Origin of the sequence: Belliella marina, from assembly GCF_042682445.1 — a bacterium.
In the GTDB taxonomy this organism is placed as follows: Bacteria; Bacteroidota; Bacteroidia; order Cytophagales; family Cyclobacteriaceae; genus Belliella; species Belliella marina.
The window spans coordinates 64,397-86,716 of sequence record NZ_JBHUHR010000027.1 but is presented as its reverse complement, the minus strand read 5'-3'; the positions used below and the strand labels follow the sequence as shown (position 1 = coordinate 86,716).

Genomic DNA, 22,320 nt, shown 5'->3' with positions numbered 1-22,320 from the left:
TTCAAAGTGAGGAACCCTTCGAGGGTTGTCCTATTTAGGCGGATTGGTCGGTGTGGACACCGACCAAGGTGATGGTGTCCTTTGTGAAACCTTTGTGTACGTTGTGGTTAAATAACAACTTCTGATATATTCAGTTTTATGACTAGCTAATAAAATTCCCTTTGACTTTTTTCCAATACAAATATCCCAAAGTCAAAGTGGATAAAAAGAAAATAAAAGTCGTCCATTCATAGGTTCTTTTATCAGATTTTTTCTTAGCGACTTGGGTGTCTTTTTCTTGCAGCGCCCTCTTTAGCGTTGCGATTTCCCTTTCCTGCTTTTGGGAGATGAATTTATAATCGTTTTTTTCGTAAGTAATCTCTGTTTTCTCTATTTCACCAAGCATTTTCAATTCATCCATGATCTGGTTGTCCTTTTGGATGATTCTTGCCATCCAATTGTTTGTCTCAACCATGTCTTTTTTTGTCCTATTTCCAAAAATCCCAGACTTCTTACTTTCAGATTTTTGCCACTGCTGATGTAGGGACTGCCTTTCATCAAGCATTTTATCCAATTTCGCTTGGGCAAATAAGTTGATTGGTATGATCAATAAAATTATTAGGAGGTACTTTTTCATTTGAATGTCTGGTGATTCATTCAGCTGAAATCAAATAATGTGCCATCTGGTAGAATTCACCTTTTCTATCTCATTTTCATTTTCTTCCCATTTCTCCTCCTGAATGTCCCTGACCTTCTTTTGTTGTTTGTATAAAAATTGTAGAGGAAATTCACGGAAAACACTGTAATAGTCAATGGAATAAAAAAACCTGGAGCCATAGTCTTGATTCCGATCAGAATCAATAGTGATGCTATCATTCCCATTTTGAATGAGGTATGGCTTTCAGGATATATCCTTTTGACCAGATACAAGCTTAATATTTCGATAACGGCGACCAAGATGATCAGGTAAACCAACATCTGCTTCATCGTAGTATCACCAGACCAGACTACCCAAGCAAGACCGGCTGCCACTAATATCAAGCTCAAAGATTGTATGGAGGTATTCAGCTTTTCTTTCATATGATTCTATTTTGGGTTTTTAATGTGAAATAAGATAGAGATTATATCCCTAAAAAGCAATTTGGGTATTTGGACAACAGGGAAATTTCTTTAAATAATTTCAAAGTGAGAAACCCTTCGAGGGTTTGAACTTAATCACCTTGGTATGTGTCCCCACAGACCAACCCATCAAATTGGACAGCCCTCGAAAGGTTTTTGAGTAAAAGCGATTTTCCTGATTTGGGCAACATGATGGTTTGCTTACTTCATTACTGGCAAAGTAGCGGATAATCATATTATGAATCTATTTTTCAACTTTGAACTTATTGAGAAAATAGGTCGCTCCTAAGGAACTTCATTGATTCTTGAACTTTATTTTGCTATAAACAGTAAGCTCCGACGGAGCTATTGACTCAAATGTTTTTAGCAAAAATGAAGACCCCACAAATTGAAAAGTCCCATCGGGACTACCTGTTTGTAGAAATTAAATAGAATAGTGTAAAAAAGCTCCATAGGAGCGACCTGTAAAATTATTATATATGGCTATCTCTAATTTTTTTCAGCAACCCCTATTTAACTAGCAAAGAAGGGTATATGCATAAAAAAGGAATAGCATCTAGTGAATATCAAATATTCCCAAATACTATTCCTTTAGGAGTAAGCTTTTTCAAAAATATTGGCTTACAATTTATTTTTGATGAAATCAGTCATCATATTGTAAAGATGCCAGCTGGTATTTCCCCCTGATATTCCATGGTTTCTATTTGGATAATAGAAGGAATCAAACTGCTTGTCTGCCTTTACCAAAGCATCCACCAAATCGACTGCATTTTGGAAATGCACATTGTCATCCCCAGTGCCATGGATCAAAAGCAGATTGCCTTTTAATTTGTTCACATGTGTAATTGGGCTGTTGTCATCATAACCTGCAGCATTCAATTGCGGTGTCTGGAGGTATCTTTCTGTGTAGATTGTGTCATAGTATCTCCAAGTTGTCACCGGGGCTACGGCAATGGCTGATTTGAACACATCATTTCCGATCATGAGCGATAGGGATGACATGTAGCCACCGTATGACCAGCCCCAAATCCCAATTCTTCCTTTGTCTACAAATGGCAATGTTCCCAAATACTTTGCTCCGGCAATTTGGTCCTCCACTTCAATTTTCCCCAGATTGGCATAAGTGCTATGCTTGAAGTCACGCCCTCTTGCCCCAGTGCCTCTGTTGTCTACACAAACCACAATATAGCCTTCTGCTGCAAGATGGTGATGCCAGAAATCCCTAGTTCCACCCCATGAGTTGGTTACATTCTGTGATCCAGGTCCACCATAGACATACATCAGGACAGGATATTTTTTTGATTCATCAAAATCCGCCGGTTTGATCATGTAGGCATTCAAAGAAGTTCCTTCCACAGCTTCAAACTGAAAAAACTCTTTCTTCGAAAGTGCAAAGCTTCTTAGCCTATCCCTCAGCTCTTGGTTGTCTTCCAACACTTGGATTTCCTTTCCGGAAGCTTGGTTCAGCGTAACTTTCGAAGGTGTATTGGCATCACTATGGTATCCGATATAGTACTTGAAATCCTTGCTCATATTCACAGCATGTGTACCCTTGGCAGGAGTAAGGAGTTTTTTGCCTTTTCCATCCATGTTGATCACATACAGATTCCTTTCCAGTGGGGATGCTTCTGTTGAAATAAAGTAAATCTTCTTCCCTTTTTCATCCACCCCGACCATATTGGTCACTTCCCAATCTCCAGAAGTAACCTGTCGAATCAGTTTGCCCGAATTATCATGATGGTATATATGCTTGAAGCCATCTTGCTCAGAAGTTCTGATAAAGCCTTTATTATCTTTTAGGAAAAATAGATTGTCATTGTAATCTAAGTCTACATAAGTATCGGATTTCTCCTGCAATACCAAGTTGCTCTCCCCAGTTGCGGTATTCGCATAAAACAAATCCAGCTGATTTTGAAGTCTATTCATTCTCAGGAAAGCCAAAGTATTGGAGCTTCCTGTCCAGTAGATTCTTGGCAAATAGATGTCTGTTTCAGTTCCAGCATCCATTTTAACAGTTTTTTGCGAAGCAAAATCATACACATGAATGCTCACATCGGCATTTTTTTCACCGGCTTTTGGATATTTGAATTTATAGTCTTTAGGATACAGTTCACCCCAGGTTTGCATATTGAATTCAGGCACATCGGTTTCATCAAACCTGATAAATGCCAATTTTTTACCATCAGGAGACCAATCAAAGGCTTTTGACATGGAGAATTCCTCTTCGTAAACCCAGTCAGCAGCGCCATTGATAACTTCATTCCATTTACCATCATGGGTGATTTGGGTGATTTTATCAGTAGCCAGTTCTATTACAAAAAGGTTGTTGTCTTTGACATAGGCTACTTTATCATTGTCTGGAGAAAGGGTAGCATACATAATTTTCTCCCCCTTAACCAACAATTGCGCTTCACCAGTCTCCAAGTCAACCACATGGTTTACCCCTTTGCTGGATCTTCTATAGATTCTTTCGATATCAGACACAACCAGGGCTTTTGATTCATCTGCATTGAAGCTGTATGAGGAGAAATTCACCCCGATTTTTTGGCCATCGATCAAAACAGCTTCTTGCTGCCCGGTCGCCACATTGATTTTGACAACAGATGGTCCAGCGGCAGACCTTTTGAGTGAGCTGTAAAACTGGCCATCATTCATCCAATTGATGCCATATACGGATTCAGAAGAGAAGGTATTGGATTTGAAGACATCTTCAAGCGTGACCTTCTTTTTTTCTTGTGCAATGGCAATGGTTGCAAAGAAAACAGCAAATACCAAAGTGCCAATGTTTTTCAATAGATACATCATTATATAGGAGTTTATATTCTGGGTGCTAAAATAGAAAAAAGCGGTTAAGTTGCCCTAACCGCTTTTCACAAATAAATGGAAATAAATTTATATGATTATCATCAAAATCTCCAAAAAGAGACTTTGGAAACGATCATTTGAATGTTTATTTCACGATATCAAAACCTATCTTTTTATGGTTGGCACTTGCCTTCACCATATCATTAGATTGAAGTTCGAAAACAGCCCTTACAGCTGAAGTGTTTTCCAGCACTGGGATATTGATAGAGAATTTCCCGAAAGCTTCACCTGCTGGAATCACCACCTGCGCTCCATTGGGAAACGAGAAGTGGGTGTTTTCTACCGCTGTAGATTCATCTGTCAGGAATACAACCGGAATGATCTGCTCGGTGTCGGACAGACCTCCAATCAGATTCACCTGATACTCCCGAAGTCCTGCATTGTCATTTAAGGTAGCTACAACTGCATAATCCAGACCAGCACCTGGATTATTGACAACTGCGTCTTGGAATTCTACCCTAAAATCCGTAAACAAAAACCTCTCATCATAGTCTTCAAAGCACCCGGTAAATATCCCGGATAATAAGACAAGAGAAAATATAAATATTAGCTTTTTCATTTTTCTAGAATTAATGGATTAATAACCTCTGTTTTGGACTAGATTTGGATTGACATCAATTTCTCTGTTTGGTATATTGTTGAGAATACGGAAGTCATCGAAGTTGATGGTTCCGAACTCTTTTACCAAATTCCTTCCCAACCTCTTAAGGTCAAAAAATCGATGCCCTTCAAATGCAAGTTCAATTCTTCTCTGACGAAGAATCTCCTCCAACAAATCCGGCCCTTCCAGTGTGGTCTCTGCAGCTAGACCTGCCCTTGTTTTTATTTTATTAAGTTCAGTTCTAGAAGCAGCAAATTGTCCAAGATGGTAATGTGCCTCCGCTTTGATCAAGATGACTTCGGCATATCTTATGACTGGTACATTGTCCAAATTAGCAACCCCATTCTTACTGGCAAATTTATTGATTTCTTTAACATTAGAGTTAATGGCATATCCAGACTGTATCAGTCCATGTCTCAAATCTTCTTCTTCATATTGCTCCAGAAGGTCATCAGAGAATACCACATTTCCATGTGACGCAGCGTTGGTATCATTCAAAAACACCCTTGTCATATAAGAAGCTCTCAAGGATTCATTTGAACCTACATTGTCTGGTGTAGCAAATACTATTTCAAAGAAAGACTCCGGATGAACTTGTACTCTCCATCCAGCGACAGGGTCAGTGGTAGAGAAAGTAGCTACTCCACTTTCGAAGGCTATTTGGGCTTGAGCGATAGCCCTTTCCCAATCTCCATTGTATAGAGCCACTCTACTGAACAATGCTGCTGCTGCACCTTGTGAAACAAAATGGGGAGTTCTATCGGTGTTCACTCCATCAAGTAATATGTATGCCTGAGTCAAATCATTGTAGACATATTGATATCCATCAGCAATGCTAGCTCTGGCAGGAAAGACAATATCAGCAACATCAAGTACTCCTTCTTCTAATATTGGTACGCCACCCCTATCTTCACTGGTGATAATGGCAGTAGGATCATAGGCATACACCCTAAGTAAGTCATGATACAAGAGAGCCCTTATGAAATGTAATTGTCCCCTTATTTGATTTTTGTATTCAGAAGTCGCCTCCAAGCTCTCTAAAGCCTCAAATATCAAATTAATTTGATTGATTCCATAATATCCATATCGCCAATTGTCCATATGTGACCCCGGATTGTTGTTGTATTGTCCCATAAGCCTATTGCCATTACCTGTATTATAGGCATTGTCAGCCAACAGATCTGGTATGGCAAGAAAGTCTCTCCCATAAAGTTCCACCTCTCTGAGCCTAGCATATACTCCAATAAGTGCCGCAGTCACTGCTTCTTCACTTGAAAGGGCAGTTTTAGAATCTATAGATTGTCTAGGTTGTACATCTAACCATTCTTCGCAAGAAGAAAATAGAAGCACAAGACTTATAAATATGTATGTAATTTTGTTTGTCTTCATGATAATTCTTGTTTAGAAACCAAATTGAATTCCAAGTGTATAAGATCTGGTCTGTGGGATAGCACCCTGGGAAGACCCGAAATTATCATCACCTTGGACTATAACCAACTCAGGATCGTACCCCTTCCATTCTGTAAATGTCAAAAGGTTAACCCCTTGTGCATATATTCTGGCGGATCGTAATTTCATACGATTGACAAAACTCGAAGGAAGGTCATAGGACATTGATAGTTGTTTCAAGCGGATAAACGACGCGTCTTCCAAAAATCTACTACTTTGGATCACATGGCTCACCCCATTTACTTCCGTACCCCCATCCATTGGTCGGGGAACAGTCGTAATTTGCCCAGGCTCAGTCCATCTGTCCAAGTAAATCCTTTCAAGAGCATTCCTGTTGTCCTGGCCGTTTCTATACCAGAATCCCATCTGGCCACTGTTCATCAACTCTCTTCCATAGTCATATTGGAAGAAAACACTTAAGGAAAACCCTTTGTATTGGAAAGTATTTGTAAAACCTCCGAAATAAGAACTTAGGCCGTTTCCAAATGTGGTCAAATCCTCGGGAGATACAGGATTATAAGTAATCTCACCATTGGCATCAAAGAACATTGGACTTCCTGTAGCTGAATTTACACCCGCATATTGACGGAAAAAATTGGTTCTCAATGGATATCCAACCCTGACAGACTGATTTCCGGGCAACACCATATCTCCATCGCCAAGCCGGAGTACTTCATTGTTTATAAAGGTGATATTAAAGTTGGTTGACCAAGTAAAATCACCCTTTCTAATGTTGACGGTCCGTAGCTCAATTTCAACACCTTCATTTTTCAGCTCGCCCACATTGCTGGTCACATTACCATATCCACTGGTCCATGGCAATGGCAATTCAAGGAGCAAGTCTTTACTTAACCTTCTAAATACCTCAACAGCACCGCTAATCCTTCCGTTGAAAAACGCATAGTCAACCCCAATATTGGTAGTAACATTTCTTTCCCAAGCAAGTAAATCATTTGCAATGCCATTAGGTTGAATTCCTGGCTCTTGATTATAGTTTGTTGAGGAAGCACTACGGTAAAGACCTCTAGAGGCAAAATTATCTATTGCATCATTCCCTGTCTCACCATACCCAGCTCGGAGCTTCAATTGATCCAACCAAGTTTTATCTGTCAAGAAACCTTCCTCAGTCAGATTCCATCCTGCAGATATGGCCGGAAACCAACCAAACTTGGTATCGGTTCCGAATCGAGAAGAACCATCGTACCTCAACACTGCACTCAACAAATACTTCTTGTTGTAGTCATAATTGGCTTGGCCAAAAACACCAACCCTTCTAAATCCAGTCCAACTGGCACTTGCATCCGTGATGATAGAAGCTGACTGCATGGTTCTAAACTGAAATGTAGTAAATCCCTGTCCAGTTATGGAAGAATATTCCCTCACATCACTTCTGTATTCAGCACCAAGCAAAGCAGACAAGTTATGGCCTCCATCAAACTTAGTGTTATAATTTAAAGTCTGATTGGTAATAAAGTTTGTATTTTGCCTCATTTGGGTAGTCAATGAACCTTGAGTAGCAAAACCACTTCGTGTTCTAGGATCTGTATAAGTCTCATTGTCAATCAATCTGAAATCTACCCCATAGAAACTTTTGAATATCAAATTGTCCAAAACTTTATACGTCACATTGAAGTTGGATACGATTGATTTTGTTCGGCTTTGCCTAGTTCCCAATAGTGTCTCAGAAATTGCATTTCTGTTCATAGCTCCGGGAAAACCATCTACCGGAGCATTGTAACTCCCATCTTCATTGTATATTGGAATCCATGGCAACATCATTGGCGAAGAATATTGCGGTGCCGCAAATGCTCCAGTGGAACCTGTCGAACCTGCGGAACCATTCTGGGTGATTGCCGCTAGATTCACATCAAACCCAAATGACAACCTACTATTCTCCTGATGATTCAATTTTAATTTTGCTGTAGATCTTTGAAAATCTATACCAACTACATTGCCCTCTGTATAATTGTGTGAACCTGACAAAAAGAACGTTGTCTTATCATTTCCACCACTTGCATTTAGTTCAATATTATTGGTTTTTCCTGTCTGGAACGCTTCCCTCTGCCAATTATAGGTTGGGAGATTTGCTATGTCAGCATCTGTTAGGCTAGTTGGAAAGCCAAGGGAAGATAGAACATCATTCCTATTCCTCTCATCTGTCCTATTTGGATACCTGTTGGACCTTGCCGTCAATCTTGCATCCATAAACTGTTGGCTGTTCATCATTGCCACTTCAGGCATAGGTTCGGTTATTCCAGTGAAGTAGTTGATATTAAATTGGGTTTTCCCTGATTTACCTTTTTTCGTTGTTACCAACACAACCCCATTTGCTGCCTGTGCACCATAAATAGAAGCTGCTGCACCATCTTTCAATACTTCTATAGACTCTATATCGTTGTTGTTGAGGAATGAAAGCGGATTACTTGCGGTATTTCCAGCTGTAGTAGAGGTATTCAATTGAACCCCATCTACAATTATCAAAGGCTCTGAGCCAGCAGTGATGGAACCTACTCCCCTGATTTGGATTGAAACCGGGCCACCAGGAACTCCGTTGTTTGCCATTACATTGACACCTGAAACCTGCCCCTGAAGAGCTCTATCAAATGATTGGACTGGAAAATTCTCTATCACTTCACCTTTTAACGATGACATTGCACCTGTAATAGCCCTTTTTTCTTGAACTCCATAACCGGTAACAACAAACTCGTTTAAGTCTGACAAATCTTCCTGAAGCATCAAATCAAAATTGGTTCTATTCCCAATAGCAACTTCCATTGATCGGAAACCGATATAAGTCACTACGAGTATATCTGTATCTTCTACCCTAATTGAAAAACCTCCATCAATATCTGTTGTTGTCCCCCTTGTGGTGCCTTTTACTAGGATACTTACACCCGGCAAAGGCTCACCAGCTTCATCTTTTATCACTCCATTGACAGTCCTGTCTTCTCTTTGGGTGAAGGTGATATTTCTAGCTTTCTCCTTATTTTCCAACGCTTCTTTGATAACTATTTGCCTCCCTGATATTTCGTAGTCGAAGCCATATGCTATTGAAGCTTTTTTCAATACTTCCAACACGTCCTGGTTTTTAACTTTCAGGTTCACCTGTTTCTTATTTACTTCAGAAATAAGATTTTCATTATACACAACCAAATATTCACTTTTTGCCTCTATTTCAGTGAACAATTCAAGCAAAGTTCCTGATTCTATTGAAACTGTAATTTGGTTTGACATCAAGTCAAAAGCTTTGGCTGATGAATGCCCAAAAAGGAGCAAAACCGTCAACACCACAATTAACTTAGCATTTAGGAATGAACTTTTGTTTTTTAGTTCTCCCGAATGATAAATGTTCGTCATAATTCTTTAATTTTAAATGGTTAATTAATTTGATTAACTAATGTTGTTTTTAGTATTGGGGGGACTATTGCAGTAGTCCTCCTTTTTTTTTCTTTAAATAGATTTATTTATTATGTACCTCCTTTCATTTTTATCTAGTTTAAGTTTGGATGTGGAGCAGATTATCTCCAAAATTTCCTCTGCATTTTGCTTAAGATCCAGTTTACCTGATAACTTTTCTTGGGAAATAAGTGGATCAGACAATACTATTTCAATATTATAATAGCGCTCTAACTGTGTAAATACCTTTTTCAAAGAGGTGCTGTTATAGATCAGATAGCCATCCTTCCAAGAAATGTAAGGGCTAACATTTACTTTTTTTACGACGGTCTTTTTTGATGCTTTATGAAAAGACAGGCGATCATTTGGCTTGAGTAAAGTTTCCTTCTTCCGTATTTTCGAGGATTTATCTACAAGTACCATAAGACTACCAGTAACCAACACTGCTGAGATAGTTTGATCGTCACTATAAGACGACACATTGAATGAAGTCCCTAAAACCCTTAGATTGGTATCATTGGTTTCGACTATAAATGGCCTCTCATTATCCTTTGTTACTTCAAAAAATGCCTCCCCCTCAACAAATATTTTTCTTTCTTTATTATTGAATGAAACAGGGTATACCAATTTGGATCCAGAATTTACCCAAACTTTTGTACCATCTTCAAGTGTCAACTTCGTTTTTCTACCATATGGGACAATAAGCGTATTAAACCCAGATGCAAAATTCTTTTCCTCAAATTCTTCCGAGGAATCAATGCTGATTTTTCCACCTGCCTGATAGGTTATATTACTTTCCTCACTGGAAATTTCTACATTCCTGGTATCAGAAAGAAACAACTGCACATCGTTAGATTCAAAGCTCTCCAAACTTATATTTTGTGCAATTTCTGCCATCCCCGACTCTGTTGTTGTTAAAGTTGTGACAATTGCTACTCCAGAGATCAGTAGACTAATCAAGGTTGCGGCAATGCCAATTTTTCTATAAAAGAATCTTTTCTTTTTTCTTTGAATATCGGCTTCAATCCTTTCCCAAAGTAATTTCTTGTCCCAGCTAGAAACCCCTTTGGAATTTGAACTTGCCAATAATGATTTGATATCATCCCCATGGGAGGGTTCATCTCCATCATTAGTATGATTAGAATGCATTGATCTGAAGGTTAATTGTTAGAAGAAAAGACTTAGTATCTGCCTTTTGACTTAAAGAGAAAAAAAAATGGGTTTTATAGACTCCTATTTGGATTTTTATTTTTTATTTGAAAGCAAACTCAAAATTTGTACTTAGGGGAATTTCATTTAGACTCTTACGAAGCTGCTTGATTGATCTGTAAATCAGCGTTCTGCAAGTAGCAGTATTGACCCCCATCAATCGGGCAATTTCTTCATATGTAAGGTTTTGGGAATATTTTAGATATACAGCTTCTTTTTGCCTATCTGGAAGTTTGTCCAGTTCCAGATGCATTCTTTTTAACAACGCAGCATCGGACTCCTTATTAATACATTTTTCCTCCTGGTTCAAATCTACATTACCTGGAATATCATGTTGGAATCGAAGTGAAAAAGCTTTTTTCTTGGTGTTCGCTATAATCTTGTTCTTTAGAGAGAACAGCAAATAATATTTTACAGTGATATCTTTACTCAACTTTGACTTATAGCTATATAGATCGATGAATAGATCATGGATTGCGTCTTTCACTTCTTCCTCATCACTGAGAAATTTTTTTCCATAAGAAAATAAATCGTCGACATATTTTTCATAAAAAAACTTATATGAATCGATATCACCTTCAATGATTTTCTTCCAATGAACAATATCGTCAAAATCCACGCTTTTCATGATGCCAGAATATCCTTGAATTAATCTTATGCTAAATTATCAATCTTGACTTTTAGGGTAAAGTAATTTTTGACAATTTAAAGCATAATAATTGATTTTTTGCCAAAATCACCCTCAAAACCAACCCAAAATTTAAAAATACACCATTAGAAACATTAGTTTATCACATTTCTCACCCTACTTATTTAATTTATGCCCAAAATCGAACTCTTTTATTTGAAATGGAAAGTTGAAACTGAACAATATTATTTTTGCATTTTTTATTCTAAGTTTGAGCTTTCTGATAGAAACTGATCTTAAATCAAAAATACATGCCCCCAATGAAGAAAAAAATAGCCTTGGTCACTGGTGGATTTACAGGTGAGTCTGTCATTTCTCTCAAAAGTGCAGCGGTCGTAGAAAAAAATCTAGACCATGACTTATATGATATTTTTAAGATTTTGGTTTACCCAGGCAATTGGTACCACGAGACTTCTTCGGGAGAGAAAATCCCTGTGGACTTAAATGATTTTTCAATAGATTTGGATGGAAGCAAAATCACTTTTGATGGAGTATTCAATATCCTTCATGGTTCTCCTGGTGAAGACGGAAAACTGGCGGGATATTTTGATATGCTTGGGATACCTTACACGACTTGTGACCCCATTACCTCAGCGATTACGATGAACAAAGGTTACACCAAAGCTATTGTTCAGAGTATCCCCGATCTTTATGTCGCTAGATCTTTTCACCTTTTCAAGAATACAGAGGAAAGACGGGAACAGATCCTCCATGAATTAAGGCTTCCATTGTTTATCAAGCCCAACAGCGGTGGAAGCAGTATAGGAATGTCCAAAGTAAAAGAACCAAATGAACTGAAAGAAGCTTTGGACAAGGCTTTCGCTGAAGACTCACAGGTGTTGGTTGAAGAGTTTGTATCTGGAAGGGAATTCTCCATCGGCATCTACAACGCAAAGGGGGAAACAACCGTACTTCCTGCGACAGAAATTGTAAGCAGCAAAGAGTTTTTCGATTTTGAGGCAAAATACTCTCCCGGTGTAACAGAAGAGATTACCCCGGGAAGAATGAGCGAAGAAGAAATCGAGAGGGTAAACAGAATCTGCGAAAAAATTTATCTCAAACTGAACTGCAAAGGTGCAGTCAGGGTAGATTATTTCTTGGAACATGAAACAGGCAAATTCTACTTCATCGAAATCAATACCGTCCCAGGCCAAACAGAGACCAGCCTGATTTCCCAACAAGTCAAAGCCATTGGCATGACGGTAAAGCAATTTTACACCGATCTGATCGAAGAGATGTTTGTAAGAAAATGATTATGAAATTATAAAACTTGTCCTCTACAGCCCAAACTTGCAGGCGTGGTGGATTGAAGATTGCTAAATGACCTGCCAGCCTTTCAAGTGCTGGCAGGTCTATTTTTATGGAGTAACTCATTTTCATTTTTTTACAAGCTTAATCGTGTACTGTCTAACTCCTTCATGAATTTTAATAAAATAAATTCCAGGGCTCAAAGTTGAGCTGTCAAAAGCATCTTTGAACAACTGAAGAGAGTCAGAAAACCTTATGGCTCCATTCATGCCTACGATCTGAATGAATGTCTCATCTTGGTTATAGTGTGAAGGCAAAATCAAATGAAGTGGTTCTAAACCCAGGGGATTTGGATACAGCTTTGGTATTTCCAGCTCTTGCCAAGAACCTTCCAATCTAAAAACTTTACTGTATGAGCTTTTTCCATCATAATCAAATTGTTTGATTCTATAATGGACAATGTTCCATGGTCTATCCTCCAAGTACTCATAACTGTAAGTTCTTGGACTTTCTGTATCTCCCATACCAGACACTTCATAGATGACAGAAAAATTGTCTACCCCATCTCTAGATGCTTCTATTTGGAATTTTTGATTGCCATGTTCCCTTGCCAAAGACCATGAGATAGTGACTAGATTATTGTTCCAAACCGCCTTGGTTTCTAACCAATCAACTGGTAAAATAGAAAAAACCCTATAGCTCCCAATGGTGAAATTCGTATTATTTAGATCGGAAAACACCAAGTCTCTCCTGGCCCATAGTGTATCTGCATCCACACCAGGTAGGTGCAGGCCTGGCGCCGCTATTCCAATGCTCACAACCCTCAAGTCATCTACATCGTCGACAATCAGGTTCTCTGCTGCCAGCTCCATGACAATTGGGTCTGAACTGGACGACAGTCCAGAAAGCTCAAAGTATGAATTGAGCTGATACATAATTGGTGTCCCATCATTATCGTCAAACATTGGATCCCAATTCGCACCGGGAATTTCTATAAATCGGATGTTGAGATTACCTCCCGGAGTATTTCCTGTCAAGCGCATCCTTCTCACGCCACCTTGATAGGCATCTTCAAATGGGAAAGTTGCGTTTGATGTCGTAAGGGTTGTTGGAATGTCATTGTAGAAAAGGTTGTGAAGATTAAGCCACTCTCCACCTCCGTAAAAGTAAGTTCCAGCCCCACTGGTGTTTAGATGAAGATCAAAGCCATTGAAATTCACCTTTCCATTTTCCATAAAAAAATCATTCCTCACACGGACATCATTGTTTAGAATCAAACTGTTTGATGGTTTATCAACTGCAATTTGCGACAAGTCCATTTCCCAGTTTGTAACATGCTGGCTTCCGGTACCAATAAAACTTAAAAATGTCGGGCCATCACTTGGAGCCGGGCCAGAAACCCTCTCTACATCCCCAGTAAGGGAAATCAAACTCCTCAATATTTTGTCAGCTGCATTTTCAAAGTAAAGATTGTGGTATGTGTCGGGAATTGCCGATGTTGCAAAAGTACTTTGGATCATCTGCTGGGTTCCCATGCCGGAGCTATAAAAAACATTTCCTTCCATACGGAATTCTGCCACCTCCATTTCTGGATTGTTTCCCCGAAGTATCAAGTTGGAACCAGGCATAAGATGAAAAAGTGCGGCTGGAATTGTGGCTGATCTTCTCACAAGTTGTTCAGTAGGAGGGCCAGGGCATTCACTTATCAAAGTAGCACCCGGCTCAATGACCAAATTACCATAAGGGTTCGTTCCATTGAACGCAGGGATGTTTTGGGTATTGAAAGAGAATGTGGAGCAGGCAGGAATCCCAGTTGTATTGAGTGTCTGCAGTACTGTTCCTGACTCAATTATGAATGAATTCGCTTTAAATCCCGAGTTCACAGCCAATGTTTGACCGGGATTTGCCCTGAATCTGACCTGATATCGACTGTTTAGGGTATTAGCAGACCATGAAGCACGATCTACCACTGTCCTCGAATCCCCCACAAACACGATGCTTCCTGTCTCTGGATAAATCCAGTCTATACTTGCATTGGATACGTTGTTGATAAAAAAAACTCCCCCAATCGTCTGGAATGCCCTCAAACTCCCATTTACCCTCAATTCAAAATTCTGTAGGTTCAATTTTCTTCCAGGTGTTTCGGCACTGAATAGGTACAAATGGTTCACAGATTCCATATCCCTAAGTCTTACTTCATGACTTTGCCGAATGAAAACATTGTTTACCAAAGTTGGCTTTACTGGAGCGGCAGCCCATGCCATTCCATTCCACTCTTCCCAAATAGTAGGATCATCAAAATCTCCGGAAGCAGCAGTCCGATAATCTCCCAAATTCAAAGGGATTTGGGAGAAAGTGATCTGGGTAATAAAAAGATAAAAAGGAATAAACAAGATAATCCTGTAAATTCGTGTCGAATCCAAATTATGATAAAAGCCGTTTTGTCGCTTGGAAAAAATCATTGAATAAAAAATTTAACTAAGTAATAAAATTAGTTCTATGAAAAGTGTTTTCAAAAAACTCTTCCTCACATATACGTTTATTTATACGTTTAGCTTTTTTGTGCAAGCAGAATCATATCAAGTTAGCCTATTGACTTGTGATCCGGGAGACGAAATCTATTCAATTTTTGGACACAGTGCCATCAGGGTTATCAACCAGGAAACCGGAGAGGATTTGGTCTACAACTATGGGACTTTTGACTTCAACGCTCCATATTTTGTCGTGAAATTCACCCAACGTACACTTGATTACATGCTGAGTGTGACGACGTTTGACCGATTTATCTATGAGTACCAATATTTCCAAAGAAATGTCAGGGAACAAGAGCTTGACTTAAATGATCAGCAAAAAGATGAGATCATCAAATTTCTGAAAATCAACAGCCTACCGGAGAACAAATCATATCGTTATGACTTTTTCTATGACAATTGTGCCACAAGGATCAGGGATATGTTTGAGGTTGTTTTGGGCAAAAACCTAAAATGGAATGAGATAAATGAGCCTGAGGAAAAATCCTTCAGGGAGCTGATTGATGAATATGTGTATCCCTTGCCATGGTATGATTTGGGAATAGATTTGGCATTGGGATCCGTGATAGATGCTACAGCCAGCGAGCGGGACAAGCAGTTTTTGCCGGATTATATGGAAATGGCTTTTGGGCGGGCAAGCATAGAGGGGGATGGTCCTACCCGGCCATTGGTCAAATCCCAAAGGACTATTCTGGAATTTCCCGAAAGGAATATTGCAGGCAGTCTGTTCAACCCCTACTTGGCAATGTGGTTGATTGCGATCATTTTCATGGTAATCACCTACTTGGGTTACACAAAAAAAAGGTTGTTCATTGGATTTGATGTTGCCTTGTTTGGGATATTGGGTCTAATAGGCCTTTTGGTTGCTATCCTCTGGTTCTTGACATTCCACTCCCAAACCAAATGGAACTGGAATATTTTATGGGCATTTCCGGGGCATTTGATTTTGGTCTATGGCTTGCTGAAACATAAAATCTCTGTCTGGGTCAGGAAATACTTAATGTTCGCTTTGATTATGGCAGATGCTGCAGTTGTATTCTGGATCTTGGGCTGGCAATCATTCCACCCAAGCCTGATTCCCATTATGCTTGTGATTATTTTGAGGACAAATTTCCTGTACTACAATCTGGAAAAATTCAAATCCGGGAGGCCAAATTTGGAAAAGTAGAATTTATCAAACTATTTGGGGCGCTTTCTTTGTTACCCCTTGATAGCCCAAAGACAATATGGAATTTAACTTACAATCAGATTACAAACCGACAGGCGACCAACCAGTAGCCATTGAGCAATTGGTACACGGTCTCAAAGAAGGTGATCCTGCACAGGTGTTGCTGGGAGTGACGGGTTCCGGCAAAACATTCACAATAGCCAATGTTATCCAGCAGGTTCAAAAACCAACTTTGGTGTTGAGCCATAACAAAACCCTGGCAGCCCAATTGTATGGGGAGTTCAAGCAGTTTTTTCCTGAAAATTCCGTAGAATATTTTATTTCTTACTATGATTATTACCAGCCGGAAGCATTTATCCCAACCAGCGGTACCTATATAGAAAAAGACCTATCCATCAATGAAGAGATAGAGAAATTACGGCTGAGCGCCACTTCTGCGCTTTTGTCAGGGAGAAGGGATGTAATAGTAGTAGCTTCGGTTTCTTGTATTTATGGTATTGGAAATCCGGAAGAGTTTGCGAAAAATGTCATCCGGCTACAAGAAGGAGATCGCATCCCAAGAAACCAGCTTCTTTTTAAGCTTGTCGACATTCTTTACAGTCGTACCAATGCAGATCTCAGCCATGGAACATTTAGGGTGAAGGGAGATACAGTCGATATTTTTGTAGCCTATGCGGATTTTGCATATAGGATTTTCTTTTGGGGAGATGAAATCGAAGCTATCCAGAGGGTAGATCCAGCCACAGGTAAGAAGATTTCAGATGAAAAAATCATCTCTATTTTTCCCGCCAATCTCTTTGTGACGGGTAGGGATGTAATTGATACAGCCATCCATGAAATCCAAGATGATATGATGGCCCAAGTATCCTTTTTCGAAAAAGACATGAAGCTCATCGAAGCCAAACGACTCAAAGAACGTACAGAGTTTGACCTGGAGATGATCCGGGAGCTGGGCTATTGTTCGGGAGTTGAGAATTATTCCAGATATTTTGACCGAAGAATGCCCGGCACACGCCCATTCTGTCTTATGGACTATTTCCCGGACGACTACTTGCTGGTAATCGATGAAAGCCACGTGACCGTGTCACAAGTTCGGGCCATGTGGGGTGGTGATCGATCCAGAAAGGTCAACTTGGTAGATTATGGATTCCGCTTACCTTCGGCACTGGACAATAGGCCATTGAAATTTGATGAGTTTGAAAACCTGACAAACCAGGTGATTTACGTCAGCGCAACTCCTGCGGATTATGAGCTGGCACAGACAGAGGGTGTGGTAGTAGAACAAATCATCCGTCCAACAGGCTTGCTCGATCCATTGATAGAAGTAAGGCCCAGTGCGAATCAGATTGATGATCTTTTGGAAGAAATTGACCAAACGATCAAAACTGACGCCCGTGTATTAGTCACTACACTTACAAAAAGGATGGCTGAGGAACTTCAAAAGTATTTGGAGAGAACAGGAGTAAAGAGTCGCTACATACATTCTGAAGTAAAACCACTCGACAGGGTAGAGATATTGAGGGAATTGAGGCTGGGCGTATTTGATGTATTGGTAGGTGTCAATTTACTGAGGGAAGGGTTGGATCTTCCGGAGGTATCTTTGGTTGCGATACTGGATGCAGACAAGGAAGGTTTCCTGCGCAATGAAAGGAGTTTGGTCCAAACAATAGGACGTGCTGCAAGAAATGAAAATGGCAAGGTGATCATGTATGCTGATCGGGTGACTGATTCCATGAAAAAGGCAATTGATGAGACCTTGCGCCGTCGTGGGGTACAGATGGAATACAACGAAAAACACGGGATTACCCCCAAGACTATTCTCAAATCCAGGGAAAAAATCATGGGACAAACCAAGGTGGCCGACAGCAAGAAAAACGCAAAACTCTACCAAGAAAACCTGGAGCTGGAAGCAATGGTTGCAGCCGATCCATTGGTGCAGTATCTCAGCAAGGACAAATTGGAAAAACTGATCGTATCTACCCAAAAACAAATGGAAAAAGCTGCCAAAGAACTCAACTTCATGGAAGCTGCCCGCTTGAGGGACGAATGGCAAGGAATGAAAAACAGGTTAGCCGATATGAGCCGTGGTGTAAACGGAAAGGATAAAGGCTGAAAGTAAAAGGGTAGGTTTGAGAGTGTAGAGGATAATTTTCAAATAGGCTTCACAAAACCGCAGCCTGGACATGCATCCAGTCAAAGTTCCTTTGACGCCCCAGGCTTACCCAGCCTTCTGCTTCCCAGATTCTCCACCAGGCATCGTACTCGGGCTTTGCAAATGCCGCCCTATCCCTGCCCCAGTTCAATTGGTTGTTTATGGGATCAAAATCAATCGCTATAGCCCAACTATGCATGCTTGGCAAGGTTCCACCCCGGATAGGCCTATCATTATAACAGCCACCAAAATAATCCAATCTCAACTCTTGGATCCCTTGGAGCCCATAGTGGTTCAATACATTTTGAAATATCCTCTCTGCACTTTCCTTGACCTTCGCATGACACAGGAATCGGCTGATTTTTTGATTCGGGTTCCATGCAATCTTCAAGGGGTAAGGAGTTTGTGCATAAACCAAATTGCTTCCTTTTTGACCATAAAAATCATAGAATTCGCTGGAATACTGTTTTGGCCAATTACTTGGTTTGGCAGAAATCTCTTCTGGTCTCCAAACTTCAGGAATTTTTCCTGTTTCTGAAATATGAAGACTGTTTTGATATGCATACTGTGTATTTGGTCCATAATACCCATCCAACTTTCCAGGGTTTTGACCAAACTGCATGGTGATGTATTGTAGCATGCCAACGAGCTTTCTTTTGTTAGACCAGTTTTTCGGGATTTGATCTGTTGCATCTATAGCTGCCAATGTCTTCGGCCCACAATCGCCATCAATTCTTCCTGTGTACAAACCTTTGTCTTTGAGCCAAGTTTGCACAAAAATCGTTACTTCTCTGGTGTTCATACCCTTATCGTTTATGGTGGAAATAAAATTGAAAAATATAAACTGACTTAATATGAGTAAAATTTACTGATAACTTTTCAGAAAAACAATTTAGAACACTGATTTACAGATGTTTTGATAAAAAACCGACTGAGGAAAAATTAAAGTGAGCAAATCTTAAATTAACAACCTGAGTTCGATTGTTATCACCATTTAAAACCGTTCCTGCCTGCCGGCAGGCAGGTTGACAAAGTGAGAATAGTCGAACTCAGGTTAACAAGTAGGTAATTTAAGATTTTGATCAAATATTTAAATAAGAACTTTCTTTTTTTAAAATATTGAATAGATGAAAACTTTCAAATCTGGTGTTTAAAGAAAGAAATTAGGGGGGGAGAGGAAAACTCTGTATTCAAAGATAATACTAGATTATTCCATTAAAAAGCTGATAAACCTCCAAATAGGTTAAAAAAAGATCGGGACTGTCTCTTTGGAGGAGACAGTCCCGATCTTTTTATCCACACGCAATCTTATTGACCCGGGTAGCATGCCTACCACCTTCAAACTCAGTAGTAAGAAATATCTCGGCCAACTCCACTGCCAGCTCAAAAGAGATAAACCTTGCCGGAAGTGCCAATACATTTGCATCATTATGCTGCCTAGACAATGCCGCCAAATCCTGATTCCAACATAAAGCTGCACGGATTCCTTGGTGCTTGTTGGCAGTAATGGCTACACCATTTCCACTTCCACAAATCAATATCCCCTTTTCGTATTCACCTTTTTCCACAGCTTCCGACAAAGGATGGACAAAATCCGGGTAATCCGCAGAAGCATCTGAATAAGGACCAAAATCCTTGATGATATAACCCGCTGCTTCAAGCTTGGCAATCATTTCTTGTTTGTAGGCAAAGCCGGCATGGTCTCCGCCTATGGCTATTTTCTTTGACATGAATTTATTGTTGGTTTTCTTTAAGTTCTTGTTCCGCTCTTTTCTTTTCCAGCCTCTTGGCTATCATAATCCCGGTTTCGTAGAGAACCATGATCGGCATCGCAATGATAATCTGACTAATCACATCTGGTGGGGTAATGATTGCCGAAACAACCAAAATCACAACAACAGAATGCCTTCTATAAGACCTCAAAGTCGCCGCTGACACCAAACCAGACATGGAGAGAAAATAAATCACTACCGGAAGTTGGAACATCAATGCCGAAGCCAACACCAGCATAACCACTGTAGTCACATAGGAAGTGATGTCAAATTCATTTAAGATACTCGGATCCAACTGGTAGTTTGCGAGAAAATTGATCGATAGGGGCGAAAGGATAAAGTACCCAAATGCCGCCCCCATGAAGAACAATAAACTCACAAAGAAGACAGCCCCTCTCGCCGCATTTCTCTCCTTGCTATACAAGCCTGGACTGATAAATCTCCAAATTTCCCAAAATAAATAAGGAAAGGCAACTACCAAACCCACCACCAAACTGGAAGTAATGTGCATGGAAAACTGCCCCGTCATCTGACGGCTTTGAATCGTAAATGGCAGGGTATCTATGCAAAGCGCCGGGATACCCAAATAATCCGAAACCTTACAAAGCAGTCGGTAAGTAACAAAGTCAATCTTTGAAGGACCCAATATCACTTTCCCGAATACAATGCTTTTTGCAAGGAATGCGGCAATTGTAAATACCAAAACCGCAGCAACGGATCTGAGCAAATGCCAACGCAATTGCTCCAAATGATCCAAAAAGGACATTCCTTCTTCTTCCTCGTCTTCTTCTCTATACTGATCTAATGCCACCTGAAATTTGGAAAATTAATACAATGGGAACTGAACCATCCAATCGTTTACTTCCGATTTGATTTTTGCAAGTACTTCTTCATTTTCATGATTGGTAAGGGCATTGTCTATCAATGTCACGATACGCTTCATATCTGATTCCTTCAATCCCCTTGTAGTCACAGCAGCAGTACCTACACGCATACCGGAAGTGACAAAAGGAGATCTTTTATCGAATGGAACCATATTTTTGTTGATGGTGATATCCACTTTTCCCAAAGTCTCTTCTGCAATTTTTCCCGTCAAATCTTTATTGCCAAGGTCAATCAACATCAAGTGGTTGTCAGTACCTCCGGAAATGATCTTATAACCCAATGCTACAAATGCATCAGCCATCACAGTTGCATTTTTCTTCACCTGAAGGATATATTCCATATATTCATCAGACAGCGCTTCTTCAAAAGCAATCGCTTTGGCAGCAATGATATGCTCCAATGGTCCACCTTGAGTGCCTGGGAAAACCCCAGAATCCAATAATGCCGACATTTTTCTCAACTCTCCTTTTGGAGTCTTGATTCCAAATGGGTTGTCAAAATCTTCTCTCATCAAAATCAAACCGCCTCTTGGTCCTCTCAATGTCTTATGTGTAGTAGTCGTCACAATATGGCAAAACTCCAATGGATCATTCAATAAGCCCTTGGCTATAAGTCCAGCTGGGTGGGAAATATCTGCGAGTAAAATTGCTCCTACTTGGTCTGCAATATCCCTCAGACGCTCATAATCCCAATCTCTACTGTAAGCAGATGCACCACAGATCAACAATTTTGGCTTCACCTCAAGTGCAGTAGCTTCTACTTTGTCATAATCGATCAAACCAGTCTCCTCTTCCACTCCATAAAAATGTGGCTTGTACAATTTTCCCGAAAAATTGACAGGAGATCCATGGGTCAAGTGACCACCATGTGACAAGTCAAAACCCAAAATACTGTCTCCAGCATTCAGTACAGCCAAAAACACTGCGGCATTCGCTTGCGCACCAGAATGTGGCTGAACATTTGCCCAAGTTGCCCCGAAAAGCTCCTTTGCCCGATCTATCGCCAATTGCTCAATCTGATCGACTACTTCACAGCCTCCATAATAGCGCTTGTTTGGAAGCCCCTCGGCATATTTGTTGGTCAATACACTTCCTGCCGCTTCCATTACCTGCTTACTGGTAAAATTTTCAGATGCGATCAATTCGATACCGGTCTTCTGACGGTTTTCTTCTTTTGCAATTAGGTCAAAGATAGCCTGATCTCTTTTCATGGTGATAATTTTAATTAGGTTGCCCAAAATTAGTTTTAATCAGTGGAT

16 protein-coding genes are annotated in these 22,320 nt (G+C 40.0%); 3 read left to right on the top strand and 13 right to left on the bottom strand.

Annotation, left to right across the window (positions count from 1 at the left end):
• Window positions 1-142 precede the first annotated feature (142 nt).
• The 8 genes from ACFSKL_RS10060 to ACFSKL_RS10025 form a co-directional block, all read right to left on the bottom strand.
• Window positions 143-616 (bottom strand): Clp protease ClpB, encoded by a 474-nt coding sequence (locus ACFSKL_RS10060; protein ID WP_376885886.1) that lies wholly within the window; start codon window positions 614-616, stop codon window positions 143-145.
• Window positions 617-681: 65 nt separating this feature from the next.
• Window positions 682-1,059, bottom strand: a complete 378-nt coding sequence (locus ACFSKL_RS10055; RefSeq protein ID WP_376885884.1) for a hypothetical protein — start codon at window positions 1,057-1,059, stop codon at window positions 682-684.
• Window positions 1,060-1,719: 660 nt separating this feature from the next.
• Complete coding sequence (locus ACFSKL_RS10050; protein WP_376886028.1) at window positions 1,720-3,900, bottom strand: S9 family peptidase; 2,181 nt, start codon at window positions 3,898-3,900, stop codon at window positions 1,720-1,722.
• Window positions 3,901-4,048: 148 nt separating this feature from the next.
• Window positions 4,049-4,522 (bottom strand): hypothetical protein, encoded by a 474-nt coding sequence (locus tag ACFSKL_RS10045; protein ID WP_376885882.1) that lies wholly within the window; start codon window positions 4,520-4,522, stop codon window positions 4,049-4,051.
• An 18-nt stretch (window positions 4,523-4,540) separates the two neighbouring features.
• Entirely contained in the window at window positions 4,541-5,953 is a 1,413-nt protein-coding gene (locus ACFSKL_RS10040) for a RagB/SusD family nutrient uptake outer membrane protein (RefSeq protein ID WP_376885880.1), read from the bottom strand.
• A gap of 12 nt (window positions 5,954-5,965) precedes the next feature.
• Window positions 5,966-9,370 (bottom strand): TonB-dependent receptor, encoded by a 3,405-nt coding sequence (locus ACFSKL_RS10035; protein ID WP_376885878.1) that lies wholly within the window; start codon window positions 9,368-9,370, stop codon window positions 5,966-5,968.
• Window positions 9,371-9,463: 93 nt separating this feature from the next.
• Entirely contained in the window at window positions 9,464-10,558 is a 1,095-nt protein-coding gene (locus tag ACFSKL_RS10030) for a FecR family protein (protein ID WP_376885875.1), read from the bottom strand.
• Between the two features lie 103 nt (window positions 10,559-10,661).
• Window positions 10,662-11,246 carry an RNA polymerase sigma factor gene (locus tag ACFSKL_RS10025; protein ID WP_376885873.1) on the bottom strand — a complete coding sequence of 195 codons (585 nt, stop codon included), beginning with the start codon at window positions 11,244-11,246 and terminating at the stop codon, window positions 10,662-10,664.
• 320 nt (window positions 11,247-11,566) lie between these two features.
• Here ACFSKL_RS10025 and ACFSKL_RS10020 point away from each other — a divergent pair, with 320 nt between their 5' ends.
• Window positions 11,567-12,559, top strand: coding sequence for a D-alanine--D-alanine ligase (locus ACFSKL_RS10020; RefSeq protein WP_376885871.1), 993 nt, complete (start codon window positions 11,567-11,569; stop codon window positions 12,557-12,559).
• Window positions 12,560-12,682: 123 nt separating this feature from the next.
• On the opposite strand, the gene ACFSKL_RS10015 is transcribed toward ACFSKL_RS10020, so the two are convergent.
• Complete coding sequence (locus ACFSKL_RS10015) at window positions 12,683-15,016, bottom strand: T9SS type A sorting domain-containing protein (RefSeq protein WP_376885869.1); 2,334 nt, start codon at window positions 15,014-15,016, stop codon at window positions 12,683-12,685.
• A gap of 37 nt (window positions 15,017-15,053) precedes the next feature.
• Here ACFSKL_RS10015 and ACFSKL_RS10010 point away from each other — a divergent pair, with 37 nt between their 5' ends.
• Window positions 15,054-16,253: an Lnb N-terminal periplasmic domain-containing protein gene (locus ACFSKL_RS10010; RefSeq protein ID WP_376885867.1), complete on the top strand. Its 1,200-nt coding sequence runs from the start codon at window positions 15,054-15,056 to the stop codon at window positions 16,251-16,253.
• Between the two features lie 58 nt (window positions 16,254-16,311).
• The gene (uvrB, locus tag ACFSKL_RS10005; protein WP_376885865.1) at window positions 16,312-18,366 is read left to right on the top strand and encodes an excinuclease ABC subunit UvrB; all 2,055 of its coding nucleotides are present in this window, start codon (window positions 16,312-16,314) and stop codon (window positions 18,364-18,366) included.
• A gap of 49 nt (window positions 18,367-18,415) precedes the next feature.
• On the opposite strand, the gene ACFSKL_RS10000 is transcribed toward uvrB, so the two are convergent.
• The 4 genes from ACFSKL_RS10000 to ACFSKL_RS09985 all read right to left on the bottom strand — a co-directional run bounded on the left by ACFSKL_RS10000 (window position 18,416) and on the right by ACFSKL_RS09985 (window position 22,272).
• Window positions 18,416-19,207 (bottom strand): M15 family peptidase, encoded by a 792-nt coding sequence (locus ACFSKL_RS10000; RefSeq protein WP_376885863.1) that lies wholly within the window; start codon window positions 19,205-19,207, stop codon window positions 18,416-18,418.
• 490 nt (window positions 19,208-19,697) lie between these two features.
• Window positions 19,698-20,135: a ribose 5-phosphate isomerase B gene (gene rpiB / locus ACFSKL_RS09995; protein WP_376885862.1), complete on the bottom strand. Its 438-nt coding sequence runs from the start codon at window positions 20,133-20,135 to the stop codon at window positions 19,698-19,700.
• Window positions 20,136-20,139: 4 nt separating this feature from the next.
• Window positions 20,140-20,988 (bottom strand): twin-arginine translocase subunit TatC, encoded by an 849-nt coding sequence (gene tatC, locus ACFSKL_RS09990; RefSeq protein WP_376885860.1) that lies wholly within the window; start codon window positions 20,986-20,988, stop codon window positions 20,140-20,142.
• Window positions 20,989-21,003: 15 nt separating this feature from the next.
• On the bottom strand, window positions 21,004-22,272 hold the full coding sequence (locus tag ACFSKL_RS09985; protein WP_376885858.1) for a serine hydroxymethyltransferase: 1,269 nt from the start codon (window positions 22,270-22,272) through the stop codon (window positions 21,004-21,006).
• Window positions 22,273-22,320: the final 48 nt, after the last annotated feature.

What these genes read in the sequence shown, in the direction of transcription:
- ACFSKL_RS10010 (WP_376885867.1), top strand. Translation starts at nt 15,054, where the DNA reads ATGAAAAGTGTTTTCAAAAAACTCTTCCTCACATATACGTTTATTTAT.
- ACFSKL_RS10045 (WP_376885882.1), bottom strand. Translation starts at nt 4,522, where the DNA reads ATGAAAAAGCTAATATTTATATTTTCTCTTGTCTTATTATCCGGGATA.
- ACFSKL_RS10035 (WP_376885878.1), bottom strand. Translation starts at nt 9,370, where the DNA reads ATGACGAACATTTATCATTCGGGAGAACTAAAAAACAAAAGTTCATTC.
- ACFSKL_RS09985 (WP_376885858.1), bottom strand. Translation starts at nt 22,272, where the DNA reads ATGAAAAGAGATCAGGCTATCTTTGACCTAATTGCAAAAGAAGAAAAC.
- ACFSKL_RS10015 (WP_376885869.1), bottom strand. Translation starts at nt 15,016, where the DNA reads ATGATTTTTTCCAAGCGACAAAACGGCTTTTATCATAATTTGGATTCG.
- ACFSKL_RS10030 (WP_376885875.1), bottom strand. Translation starts at nt 10,558, where the DNA reads ATGCATTCTAATCATACTAATGATGGAGATGAACCCTCCCATGGGGAT.
- ACFSKL_RS10040 (WP_376885880.1), bottom strand. Translation starts at nt 5,953, where the DNA reads ATGAAGACAAACAAAATTACATACATATTTATAAGTCTTGTGCTTCTA.
- ACFSKL_RS10055 (WP_376885884.1), bottom strand. Translation starts at nt 1,059, where the DNA reads ATGAAAGAAAAGCTGAATACCTCCATACAATCTTTGAGCTTGATATTA.
- ACFSKL_RS10025 (WP_376885873.1), bottom strand. Translation starts at nt 11,246, where the DNA reads ATGAAAAGCGTGGATTTTGACGATATTGTTCATTGGAAGAAAATCATT.
- uvrB (WP_376885865.1), top strand. Translation starts at nt 16,312, where the DNA reads ATGGAATTTAACTTACAATCAGATTACAAACCGACAGGCGACCAACCA.
- ACFSKL_RS10060 (WP_376885886.1), bottom strand. Translation starts at nt 616, where the DNA reads ATGAAAAAGTACCTCCTAATAATTTTATTGATCATACCAATCAACTTA.
- ACFSKL_RS10000 (WP_376885863.1), bottom strand. Translation starts at nt 19,207, where the DNA reads ATGAACACCAGAGAAGTAACGATTTTTGTGCAAACTTGGCTCAAAGAC.
- ACFSKL_RS10020 (WP_376885871.1), top strand. Translation starts at nt 11,567, where the DNA reads ATGAAGAAAAAAATAGCCTTGGTCACTGGTGGATTTACAGGTGAGTCT.
- ACFSKL_RS10050 (WP_376886028.1), bottom strand. Translation starts at nt 3,900, where the DNA reads ATGTATCTATTGAAAAACATTGGCACTTTGGTATTTGCTGTTTTCTTT.
- rpiB (WP_376885862.1), bottom strand. Translation starts at nt 20,135, where the DNA reads ATGTCAAAGAAAATAGCCATAGGCGGAGACCATGCCGGCTTTGCCTAC.